We start from the raw sequence: 11,329 nt of genomic DNA, 5'->3' as shown, positions 1-11,329 counted from the left end.
CGATGGTAGTGTGGGGTCTCCCCATGCGAGAGTAGGACACTGCCAGGCATCAAATTAGTGTGCTGATATGGCTCAGTTGGTAGAGCGCACCCTTGGTAAGGGTGAGGTCCCCAGTTCGACTCTGGGTATCAGCACCACTTTATTTAAAGTGGGTTTAGAAGTTCGGCAAAAAAGAATTAAAAGAATTTGCTTGGCGGCAATAGCGCGGTGGTCCCACCTGACCCCATGCCGAACTCAGAAGTGAAACGCCGTAGCGCCGATGGTAGTGTGGGGTCTCCCCATGCGAGAGTAGGACACTGCCAAGCATCAAATAAAGCAACAAGCCCTACGTGAAAGCGTAGGGCTTTTTGTTTTATCTGCTGTATGTCGTTCTGCTCGAGCATGGGCATGCGAAAAGCCCGTCGGGAACGGGCTTTAACGCCGCTTGCGGCGGCCCCGAAGGGGTGAGTCTCAGGATGAGACGAATCGTGTAGGACACTGCCAAGCATCAATTAAGCCAAGAGGCCATCCGCAAGGATGGCCTTTTTGCTTTTTAGCGTCCAAAAATACGTTCAACCTCCCGTCATCGCCGCAATGAAACATTTTCACCTTTCGGTTGAACACTCGACATTACGGTAAAAAACCGCTATCTTCGGGCATCTAGAAGTCTAAACGTTTAAACGGATGTGTGGGGATTAAGCAATGCCGATTCGTGTTCCTGATGAGTTACCTGCAGTAAGTTTCTTGCGCAATGAGAATGTCTTTGTGATGACATCCTCACGGGCAAAAACACAGGAAATCAGGCCGTTGAAAGTGCTGATCCTTAACCTGATGCCAAAGAAGATCGAGACGGAAAATCAGTTTTTACGTCTGCTTTCTAACTCGTCTTTGCAAATCGATATCCAGTTGCTGCGTATCGACAGCCGCGAGTCAAAGAACACGCCGGCGGAGCATCTGAACAACTTTTACTGTGATTTTGAAGACATCCAGGATCAGAACTTTGATGGTCTGATCGTAACGGGGGCCCCGCTAGGGTTGGTTGATTTCTGCGACGTTGCTTACTGGCCGCAGATTGAACGCGTAATAGATTGGGCCAAGAATCACGTGACCTCCACGCTATTTGTCTGTTGGGCTGTGCAGGCCGCTTTGAATATTCTGTATGGCATCCCGAAGATGACGCGTGAAGTGAAACTCTCTGGCGTTTACCAGCATCAAACCTTGCAGCAGCATGCCTTGCTGACGCGTGGTTTTGATGAGACTTTCCTGGCACCCCATTCGCGCTATGCGGATTTCCCTACCGAGATTATTCGGCAGTACACGGATCTGGATATCCTGGCCGAGTCGGAGCAAACCGGGGCCTATTTGTTCGCCAGCAAGGATAAACGGCTGGCGTTCGTGACTGGGCACCCAGAGTATGATGCGCTGACGCTCGCCGGTGAGTACTGTCGCGATAACGAAGCAGGTCTCAACCCGGTAGTGCCGCTCAATTACTTCCCCGACGATAACCCCGAACTTACCCCCAAAGCGACCTGGCGCAGCCATGGCCACCTGTTGTTCGCCAACTGGCTTAACTACTACGTTTACCAGATCACACCTTACGATCTGCGTCATATGAACCCGACCCTGGAATAACATTTTTTGCTTTAACCGGCGGCTGAATCGAGGCCGCCGGCACTCCTCTCCCAGCGCTTTTCCCCTTATTTATCTGCCATTCTTACTAAAACTCATTATCTAACAAACACTTGATATAACCATCGACAGGAAATGGAACCGGTTTCCTTACCCTCTGGTATTGTTATTTTTAATAACCAATTGATAATAAAAGGTTAATAAAATATTTAATAATAAAATGGAAATCGTTTTTGATTTTTATTTTTAGTTGAGTATTCTTAGATCCAGCGAGATGAGATCTGACCAGTTGAGGATCATTTTATTCATCCTGATCCGCACTGATTTCTGATGAAGATGTGCCCGCCTGACTTGCAGCTGCGGTGCACAATGATGCGAAGGAGCAAGACAATGACGCAACAGATAGCAGGCACGGAGTTAACGTTTACGCAGGGTTTTACCGCTGCTGAACGGCAGGTGTTGACGGATGACGCGGTCGAATTCCTGGCGGATCTGGTGAGTAACTTTACTCCGCAGCGCAATAAGCTTTTGGCTGCGCGTGCCTGTTGGCAGCAGAAGATCGATCAGGGCGAACTCCCGGACTTTATTTCGGAAACTGATTCCATTCGAAATGGAGAGTGGAAGATCCGTGGCATCCCCGAGGATCTGCGCGACCGTCGGGTCGAAATCACCGGGCCGGTTGAACGCAAAATGGTGATCAATGCCCTGAATGCCAATGTGAAGGTGTTTATGGCGGATTTCGAAGATTCACTGGCGCCGAGCTGGGACAAAGTGATCGATGGGCAAATCAACCTGCATGATGCAGTGAATGGCACCATTTCGTACACCAATGAAGCCGGCAAGATTTATCAGTTGAAGCCTAATCCAGCGGTATTGATAGCGCGCGTACGTGGCCTGCATTTGCCGGAGAAACACGTGCAGTGGCAGGGCGAAGCGATCCCTGGCGGTCTGTTCGATTTCGCACTGTATTTCTTCCACAACTACCGTCAATTGCTGGCAAAAGGCAGCGGCCCTTATTTCTACCTGCCGAAAACCCAATCCTGGCAGGAGGCGGCCTGGTGGAGTGAAGTATTCAGCTTTGCCGAGGATCGTTTCTCCCTGCCGCGCGGCACCATCAAGGCCACGGTATTGATCGAAACGCTGCCGGCGGTATTCCAGATGGACGAGATCCTTTACCACCTGCGCGATCATATCGTCGGGTTGAACTGCGGCCGTTGGGATTACATCTTCAGCTATATCAAAACGCTGAAAAACCACGCTGACCGGGTCCTGCCGGATCGCCAGTCGGTCACGATGGACAAGTCGTTCCTCAGTGCTTACTCCCGCTTGCTGATCAAGACCTGCCACAAGCGTGGCGCTTTTGCCATGGGGGGCATGGCCGCGTTTATCCCTAGCAAAGACGCCGAGAAAAATGCCTGGGTATTGAACAAGGTACGGGCGGATAAAGAGCTGGAGGCCAATAACGGCCATGATGGCACCTGGGTGGCGCATCCGGGGCTGGCGGATACCGTCATGGAAGTGTTCAGCAAAGTGCTCGGCGAACGCCGTAATCAGTTGGAAGTCCTGCGTGAAAACGATGCGCCGATCAGCGCCGCGCAACTGCTGGAACCCTGCGATGGCGAACGGACCGAAGCCGGCATGCGCGCCAATATTCGCGTGGCGGTGCAATACATCGAGGCCTGGATCTCCGGCAATGGCTGCGTACCGATTTACGGCCTGATGGAAGATGCGGCGACGGCGGAAATATCCCGTACCTCAATCTGGCAGTGGATCCATCACCAAAAGAGCCTGAGTGATGGCCAGTTGGTCACCAAGGCGCTGTTCCGCCAGATGCTGAAAGAAGAGATGTTGGTGGTACGTGAAGAATTGGGTGAGGCGCGCTTTAACGCTGGCCGTTTCGAAGAAGCTGCGCGCCTGATGGAACGTATCACTACGCAAGACGAATTAATCGATTTTCTGACCTTACCCGGCTATGAGCTTCTGGCCTGAACCTGTTCCTGACCATTAACCCTACATTATTGAAAAGGATAAAAATTATGTCTACCTCTCGTGCTCAACAGATTCAACAACTGGAACAGGAATGGAAATCGGCTCGCTGGGAAGGCATCACGCGCCCATACAGCGCTGAAGACGTGATTAATTTGCGCGGCTCGGTCAATCCGGTCTGCACGCTGGCACAAAACGGTGCCGCCAAGCTGTGGGAACTGCTGCACGGTAAATCACGCAAAGGCTATGTCAACAGCCTGGGTGCGCTGACTGGCGGGCAGGCATTGCAGCAGGCCAAAGCCGGCATTGAGGCGATTTATCTGTCTGGCTGGCAGGTCGCTGCGGATGCCAACACCGCGTCGGCCATGTATCCGGACCAGTCGCTGTACCCGGTTGATTCCGTGCCGGCGGTGGTTAAACGTATCAACAATACTTTCCGCCGTGCCGATCAGATCCAGTGGGCCAATAAAATTGAACCGGGCAGTAAGGGTTACACCGACTACTTCCTGCCGATTGTCGCCGATGCCGAAGCCGGTTTTGGCGGCGTGCTGAATGCCTTTGAGCTGATGAAAGCCATGATTGAGGCCGGCGCTGCCGGGGTGCATTTCGAAGACCAATTGGCGGCGGTGAAAAAGTGCGGCCATATGGGCGGTAAAGTGCTGGTACCAACCCAGGAAGCGATTCAGAAGCTGGTAGCCGCCCGTTTGGCTGCAGACGTGCTCGGTGTGCCAACGCTGGTCATCGCACGTACCGACGCCGATGCGGCTGATTTGCTGACGTCAGACTGCGATCCATACGACAGCGAGTTTGTCTCCGGCGAACGTACAGCGGAAGGTTTCTTCCGTACCCATGCCGGCATTGAGCAAGCGATCAGCCGTGGCCTGGCGTATTGCCCTTACGCCGACCTAGTGTGGTGCGAAACCTCCACGCCGGATCTGCAGGCAGCCAAGCGTTTCGCTGATGCCATTCACGCCAAATTCCCAGGCAAACTGCTGGCATACAACTGTTCACCGTCGTTCAACTGGAAAAAGAACCTGGACGATCAGACGATTGCCCGCTTCCAGGAAGAACTGTCGGCGATGGGATACAAGTACCAGTTCATCACGCTGGCGGGCATCCATAGCATGTGGTTCAACATGTTTGACCTGGCGCACGCTTATGCACAGGGCGAGGGCATGAAGCACTACGTCGAGAAGGTACAGAAACCGGAATTCGATGCCGTTTCACGTGGTTACACCTTTGCATCGCACCAGCAGGAAGTGGGTACCGGCTATTTCGACAAGGTCACTACCATCATTCAGGGCGGTGCTTCTTCGGTAACGGCGCTGACCGGTTCGACGGAAGAACAGCAGTTCTGAGGCGGCAACGCTGAAAAAACCTAACCCAGAGCCTGCATATGCGGGCTCTATTTTCTGGCGGGAAGTAAGGATGGCGGCGAAACTGGAGCTGTTGATCGCACAGACGATACTGCAGGGTTTTGATGCGCAATATGGCCGCTTCCTTGAGGTGACCGCCGGTGCGCAGCAGCGTTTTGAGCGAGCAGACTGGCCGGCGGTGCAACAGGCGATGAAAAAGCGTATTCACCTGTATGACCATCACGTCGGTTTGGTGGTGGAGCAACTGAAGTGCATCACGGGGCAAAAGTCCTTTGATGCGGATTTCCCCAGCCGGGTGAAGGCGGTGTACACCGACCTGTTGCCGGAGTACCCACGCTTTGAGATCGCCGAAAGCTTCTTTAATTCGGTTTACTGCCGCCTGTTCAAACACCGGGATCTAACGCCGGAAAAGCTGTTTGTTTTCAGCTCCCAACCTGAGGGACGCTTTCGCGATATCCCGCGTCCGTTGTCGCGCAATTTCACTGCTAGCGGTGATGTATCGGCGATGCTGTACAACCTGCTGACGGATTTACCCCTGCGGCTACCTTGGGAAAACTTGTCGCGTGATATTGATTACATCACGCTGGCGTTGCAACAGAGCTTTAGCGCGCAGCAGCTGGCTGGGGCGACGTTCCAGATTGCCAATGAGCTCTTTTACCGTAACAAGGCTGCCTGGCTGGTCGGTAAGCTGCGGGTGGCGGATACGGTCTATCCTTTCCTGCTGCCGATCCATCACAGCGATTCCGGTGCCTTGTTTATCGATACCTGCCTGACCAGTAAGGCCGAGGCCAGTATCGTCTTCGGTTTCGCACGTTCTTACTTTATGGTTTACGCACCGCTTCCGGCAGCGATGGTCGAGTGGCTGCGAGAAATACTGCCGGGCAAAACCACCGCCGAACTGTATATGGCGATTGGCTGCCAGAAGCACGGTAAAACGGAATGTTACCGTGAATACCTGACGTTTATGGCCGGCTCGCAGGAGCAGTTCATCATCGCGCCGGGGGTGAAAGGCATGGTGATGCTGGTGTTTACCCTGCCGTCGTTCGATCGGGTGTTCAAGGTGATCAAAGACGAGTTCGCACCGCAAAAAGAGGTGACGCAGGCGCAGGTGATGGCCTGTTACCAGTTGGTGAAAGAACACGACCGCGTGGGGCGCATGGCGGATACCCAAGAGTACGAGAATTTTGTCGTCGACAAGGCGCGCATCAGCCCGGAGCTTTTGGCTGAATTGCAGCGTGAAGTGCCGGACAAACTGGAGGATCTGGGCGATCGCATCGTGATCAAGCACCTGTATATGGAACGGCGCATGACGCCGCTGAACCTGTATCTGGAGCAGGCCAATGAGCAGCAGATGCGCGACGCCATCGAAGAGTATGGCAATGCGATCAAACAACTGGCTGCCGCCAATATCTTCCCTGGCGACATGCTATTCAAGAACTTCGGCGTGACCCGGCACGGGCGGGTGGTGTTCTACGATTACGATGAAATTTGCTATATGACCGAGGTGAACTTCCGCGATATTCCGCCGCCGCGTTACCCGGAAGATGAACTGGCCAGCGAGCCGTGGTACAGCGTGTCGGCGAACGATGTATTCCCGGAGGAGTTCAGGCATTTTCTGTGTGGCGATCGGCGCATTCGGCAGGTGTTTGAAGAGTTGCACAGTGACCTGTTCGAAGCCGATTACTGGCGTGGGTTGCAGCAGCGCATTCGTGACGGGCATGTGGAAGATGTCTTCGCTTACCGCAAGAAACGGCGTTTTAGCCAGCGCAGCGGGGTGGCACTGCCTGCTACCTCGGCAGCGACGTAAGGGCGCGGCACGCCGCGCCCGATAGCATTAAGCTTTTGCACCCGCAACGGCGGCACGCGCCAATTCAGTGATGCGTGCGTAGTCGCCGCTTTCCAGCGCATCCGCCGGCACCAACCAGGAGCCGCCGATGCACAGCACGCTTTTCAGCGCCAGATAGTCACGGTAGTTGCTCGGTGAAATACCGCCGGTCGGGCAGAAACGTACCTGCGGGAACGGGCCGCCGATCGCCTGCAGTGCTTTCACGCCGCCGTTGGCTTCTGCCGGGAAGAATTTAAACTCACGCAGCCCATGATCCATGCCCAACATCAGTTCAGACACGGTGCTGATACCCGGAATTAACGGGATTGAACCGGCCGTGGCCGCTTGCAGCAGATCGGCAGTCAGTCCCGGGCTGATGGCGAATTGTGCCCCGGCATCGGTCACTTCCTGCAGCTGCTGCGGGTTGATGACGGTACCGGCGCCGATGATGGCATCAGGCACTTCTTTGGCAATAGCACGGATCGCGTCCATTGCGCAGGCGGTGCGCAGGGTGACTTCCAATACCCGGACGCCACCGGCTACCAGGGCTTTCGCCAGTGGGATCGCGTGTTCCAATTTGTTGATGACGATCACCGGGACTACGGGGCTAGCCATCAGGATCTGCTCTGCGCTGGTTTTCCAATTGTTCATTAAGGGTTCTCTCCAGTTATAGCCGTCGCCTTCGGGCTGCCCGGCCATGCTATCGGTTAAAATTTAATGCAGCAGGCGCCCTGTTCGGCACCGGAAAGCTGGCTGCGTAATGCGCCGAACAGTTCACGGCCGCAGCCGATATGTTCGGCGCTCAGGTCCGGTTGGTATGGCGCTCGCTGGGCCAGAATGTCGGCATCGACCAGTAATGCCAATTCACCGGTGCGGCCGTTTACGCGGATCACATCGCCGTCCTGCACCTTGGCCAGCATGCCGCCGGTATAGGCTTCCGGGGTCACGTGGATAGCGGAAGGGACCTTGCCGGATGCGCCTGACAGGCGGCCATCGGTGACCAGCGCGACTTTAAATCCGCGGTCCATCAGCACGCCCAGCGGTGGCATCAGCTTGTGCAGTTCGGGCATGCCATTGGCCTGTGGCCCCTGGAAGCGAACCACCACCACGCAATCGCGATCCAGCTTGCCGGCTTCAAATGCCGGCACGATGTCATGCTGGCTGTCAAATATCACCGCCGGCGCTTCGATAATCTGATTGTCGGCCGGCACCGCCGAGGTTTTCATCACCGCGCGACCGAGGTTGCCTGCCAAAACCTTGGTGCCGCCGTGATGTTCGAAAGGCTCCGCCACGCTGGCGATAACCTGGGAATCGAGCGAGCTTTCCGCGCCCTCGCGCCAGGCCAACTGACCGTTATCCAGCCACGGCTCCTGGGTATAACGCGTCAGGCCAAAACCGGCCACGGTGTGTACGTCTTCGTGCAGCAGGCCGTGCTTTAGCAGTTCGCGCACCACCAGGGCGACGCCGCCAGATGCCTGGAACTGATTGATATCCGCCGGGCCGTTCGGGTAGATACGGCACAGCAGCGGTACGGCGTCCGACAGTTCGGAGAAGTCGTCCCAGTTGATGATGATGCCGGCGGCGCGCGCCATCGCCACCATATGCATGGTCAGATTGGTGGAGCCGCCGGTGGCCAGCAGCGCAACGATGCCGTTAACCACCACCTTTTCATCCACCAGTTTGCCGATTGGCAGATAGTTGCCGGCGGTTTCGGTCAGGCGAGTGACCTGGCGTGCGGCAGCGTCGGTCAACGCATCGCGCAAAGGGGTGTCCGGGTGAACGAAGGAGGATCCCGGCAGATGCAGCCCCATCACTTCCATTACCATCTGATTGGTGTTGGCGGTGCCGTAGAAGGTGCAGGTGCCGATGCCGTGATACGAAGCGGCTTCGGCCTCCAACAGCGCCAGTCGATCGGCCTTGCCTTCGGCGTACAGCTGACGCACGCGCACTTTCTCTTTGTTCGGTAAGCCGCTGCTCATCGGGCCGGCAGGCACAAACAGCGACGGCAAATGGCCAAAGGACAGGGCGGACATCACCAGACCCGGCACGATTTTGTCGCAGATGCCGAGGAACAGCGCGCCGTCGAACATATTGTGCGATAGGCCGATGGCTGAGGACATGGCGATCACGTCGCGGCTCATCAGCGACAGCTCCATACCATCCTGCCCCTGGGTCACGCCATCACACATCGCCGGTACGCCTCCGGCTACCTGACCGACCGCGCCCACGGCATGCAGCGCCTGTTTCAGCCGCTGGGGATAGTTTTCGTAGGGCTGGTGGGCAGACAACATATCGTTATAAGCGGTGATGATGGCGATATCACTGCGCACCATGTTTTTCAGTGCGGTTTTGTCGTCCGGCTGACAGGCGGCAAAACCGTGCGCCAGGTTACCGCAGGCCAGCTGTGCACGGTGCACGGTTTGGGAACGCGCCGCTTGAATGCGTGCCAGATAGGCGGCGCGGCTCTGTTTGGAACGGTCGATGATGCGTTGCGTGACACGGGATAGGGTGGGATTAAGCATACCTTCCTCACATGGCTATTGTTATAGACGCCGCCTGTGGCGGTGCCCCCGGTGGAATATTGCAGCCCTGATGTGCAAAGGCCGGGGGCGGTGTTGTGTCGTTATCGTGATTTAAAACAGGGTGAAAGCAATCATGCCGATGATGCCACCCACGCTGCCAAGGATGGTTTCCATCACCGTCCAGGTTTTTAGCGTTTGCAGCTCATTGGCGCCGGTAAATTTGCCGAACAGCCAGAAACCGGCATCGTTGACGTGGCTGAGCACGATAGACCCCCCGGCAATACAGATAGCCAGCGCGGCCAGCTGCCCACCGCCGAGCCCCAACTGGCTGGTCACCGGCAGCACCAGGCCAACGGTGGTCAGGCAGGCAACGGTGGCGGAGCCTTGGATCACGCGTACCATAGCGGATAATGCAAAGGCGGCTACGGCGATCGGCAAACCGGTGCCAATCATGGCGTCACCCAGTGCCGGACCTACGCCGGAATCCACCAGGATTTGTTTGAATACGCCGCCTGCACCGGTCATCAGCAGGATGATCCCGGCGGGCTGCACTGCAGCCGAACAGATGGCCAGCGTTTGTTCGTTGGTCATGCCGCGCGGTTTTGCCAGCCCATAAATCACGATCAGACAGGCGATTAAAATGGCGGTGAACGGATGGCCAATAAACTCCAGCCACTGCTGCAACTGAGAACCTGGCGTGACCAGACGTGCACCAATGGTTTTCATGCCGACCAGCACCAGTGGGCAGAGTACCAGCGCCAGGCTAAAGCCAAATGACGGCAGGTTGCCTTTGTTGAGTGTCGGTTCGTTTTCGTCTGCCGGCATTGGCCAGTTAACGAAGCGGCTAATAAAGCTGCCGTACAATGGGCCTGCAATCAGCATGCCGAGGACGGCGGCGACCAGGCCGATGGCGATCATCCAGCCGAAGTCGGCTTTCATTTGCGCCGCCAGCAGCATTGGGACCGGCCCCGGCAGCAAGAAGGAAGCCGCAGCGGCGACGCCGGCGAACAAGGGAATGGCCAGCTTGACGATATTGCCGTCGGTGCGACGTGCGACGGCAAACACGATGCCGATCAGCAGTACCACCGCCACGTCAAAGAACAGCGGCAGGGCGCAGATCAACCCGGCGATACCGAGCGCGTAATGGGCTTTACTTTGGCCGAAACGTTTCAGCAAATGTGCCGCAATTTGATCGAGTGCGCCGACCTCATGCAGTATCTTGCCGAACATGGCGCCCAGCGCCACGACGATCGCCAGAAAACCCAGCGTATCGCCCATGCCTTTTTGCATGGTATCGGCGATGCGGTCCAACGGCATGCCGGAAAAAATACCGGCAGCGATAGACACCAACATTAACGCGACGAAGGCATGCATGCGTGCCTTCATCACCAGAAACAGCAGTAATAGAACCGAGCCGACTGCGGTACCGACCAGCGTTACAGTATTCACGCGCACACGTCCTGTGGCAGGAAACTCTGGATATGTCGCACGGTATCGGCGATGACGGCTTCCAGCGGCTGGTTGATATCTACGGACATAACGTCACTTTCGTCCGCGCCCGGTTGCTCCAGCGCCGCGAACTGCGTTACCAGCATCTGTGGCTTGAAGAAGTGGCCGTTACGCGCAGCCAGGCGGGCTTCGATCACCGGAAAATCGCCGTGCAGGTAGATGAACGACAGGTTGCCGTTACCGGCGCGCAGGCGATCGCGGTAGTGCTTTTTCAGCGCCGAACAGACAATGACCGAAACAGTATTGGTGCGTTGCATCGCAAAGGCAGCATCGTTGAGGGCGGCCAGCCATGGGGTGCGATCGTCATCGTTCAGCGGTTCACCGGCGGCCATTTTCAGGATATTGCTGCGCGGGTGCAGAAAGTCACCGTCAAGGAACCCGGCAGACAGTTGGCGGGCCGCTGCGGCGGCCACGGCAGACTTGCCGCTGCCGGAAACGCCCATAATGACGTAAATACGGTTTTGATTATTGGTCATGGCTTAGCTCCAAAACGACAAGTGGCG

At 56.3% G+C, this 11,329-nt stretch carries 8 protein-coding genes, 1 tRNA gene and 1 rRNA gene; 6 read left to right on the top strand and 4 right to left on the bottom strand.

Translation table 11 applies throughout. The features are described 5' to 3' along the window. The first annotated feature begins 61 nt into the window (after positions 1–61). From NR114_RS13355 to aceK, 6 genes are all read left to right on the top strand, one after another. Positions 62–137: transfer RNA gene (locus tag NR114_RS13355), tRNA-Thr, on the top strand. 52 nt (positions 138–189) lie between these two features. Continuing rightward, positions 190–305: ribosomal RNA gene (gene rrf / locus NR114_RS13350) — 5S ribosomal RNA — on the top strand. Positions 306–681: 376 nt separating this feature from the next. Then, a complete protein-coding gene (metA, locus tag NR114_RS13345; RefSeq protein ID WP_041415044.1) occupies positions 682–1,611 on the top strand; it encodes a homoserine O-succinyltransferase in 930 nt (309 codons plus the stop codon). Between the two features lie 387 nt (positions 1,612–1,998). After that, entirely contained in the window at positions 1,999–3,597 is a 1,599-nt protein-coding gene (gene aceB / locus NR114_RS13340) for a malate synthase A (RefSeq protein WP_129941604.1), read from the top strand. A gap of 47 nt (positions 3,598–3,644) precedes the next feature. Beyond that, the gene (gene aceA, locus NR114_RS13335) at positions 3,645–4,952 is read left to right on the top strand and encodes an isocitrate lyase (RefSeq protein ID WP_020837214.1); all 1,308 of its coding nucleotides are present in this window, start codon (positions 3,645–3,647) and stop codon (positions 4,950–4,952) included. A gap of 70 nt (positions 4,953–5,022) precedes the next feature. Next, positions 5,023–6,777: a bifunctional isocitrate dehydrogenase kinase/phosphatase gene (gene aceK, locus NR114_RS13330; RefSeq protein WP_234531002.1), complete on the top strand. Its 1,755-nt coding sequence runs from the start codon at positions 5,023–5,025 to the stop codon at positions 6,775–6,777. A 27-nt stretch (positions 6,778–6,804) separates the two neighbouring features. Here aceK and NR114_RS13325 read toward each other — a convergent pair whose 3' ends face one another. From NR114_RS13325 to gntK, 4 genes are all read right to left on the bottom strand, one after another. Continuing rightward, complete coding sequence (locus NR114_RS13325; RefSeq protein ID WP_256814193.1) at positions 6,805–7,446, bottom strand: bifunctional 4-hydroxy-2-oxoglutarate aldolase/2-dehydro-3-deoxy-phosphogluconate aldolase; 642 nt, start codon at positions 7,444–7,446, stop codon at positions 6,805–6,807. 56 nt (positions 7,447–7,502) lie between these two features. Beyond that, entirely contained in the window at positions 7,503–9,317 is a 1,815-nt protein-coding gene (gene edd / locus NR114_RS13320; protein WP_256814191.1) for a phosphogluconate dehydratase, read from the bottom strand. 111 nt (positions 9,318–9,428) lie between these two features. Beyond that, positions 9,429–10,766 carry a gluconate transporter gene (gntU, locus tag NR114_RS13315; protein WP_020837210.1) on the bottom strand — a complete coding sequence of 446 codons (1,338 nt, stop codon included), beginning with the start codon at positions 10,764–10,766 and terminating at the stop codon, positions 9,429–9,431. Further along, on the bottom strand, positions 10,763–11,302 hold the full coding sequence (gene gntK, locus NR114_RS13310; RefSeq protein ID WP_256814189.1) for a gluconokinase: 540 nt from the start codon (positions 11,300–11,302) through the stop codon (positions 10,763–10,765). Before gntK ends, gntU begins: the two co-directional genes overlap by 4 nt. Positions 11,303–11,329 lie beyond the last annotated feature (27 nt).

Source organism: Serratia sp. Ser99 (assembly GCF_024519545.1).
Classification (GTDB): Bacteria; Pseudomonadota; Gammaproteobacteria; order Enterobacterales; family Enterobacteriaceae; genus Serratia; species Serratia liquefaciens.
This window is presented reverse-complemented; position numbering and strand designations above follow the sequence as displayed.

Bases quoted from the DNA above. Each gene is read 5' to 3' on its own strand.
- metA (WP_041415044.1), top strand. From the start codon at position 682: ATGCCGATTCGTGTTCCTGATGAGTTACCTGCAGTAAGTTTCTTGCGC.
- aceB (WP_129941604.1), top strand. From the start codon at position 1,999: ATGACGCAACAGATAGCAGGCACGGAGTTAACGTTTACGCAGGGTTTT.
- aceA (WP_020837214.1), top strand. From the start codon at position 3,645: ATGTCTACCTCTCGTGCTCAACAGATTCAACAACTGGAACAGGAATGG.
- aceK (WP_234531002.1), top strand. From the start codon at position 5,023: ATGGCGGCGAAACTGGAGCTGTTGATCGCACAGACGATACTGCAGGGT.
- NR114_RS13325 (WP_256814193.1), bottom strand. From the start codon at position 7,446: ATGAACAATTGGAAAACCAGCGCAGAGCAGATCCTGATGGCTAGCCCC.
- edd (WP_256814191.1), bottom strand. From the start codon at position 9,317: ATGCTTAATCCCACCCTATCCCGTGTCACGCAACGCATCATCGACCGT.
- gntK (WP_256814189.1), bottom strand. From the start codon at position 11,302: ATGACCAATAATCAAAACCGTATTTACGTCATTATGGGCGTTTCCGGC.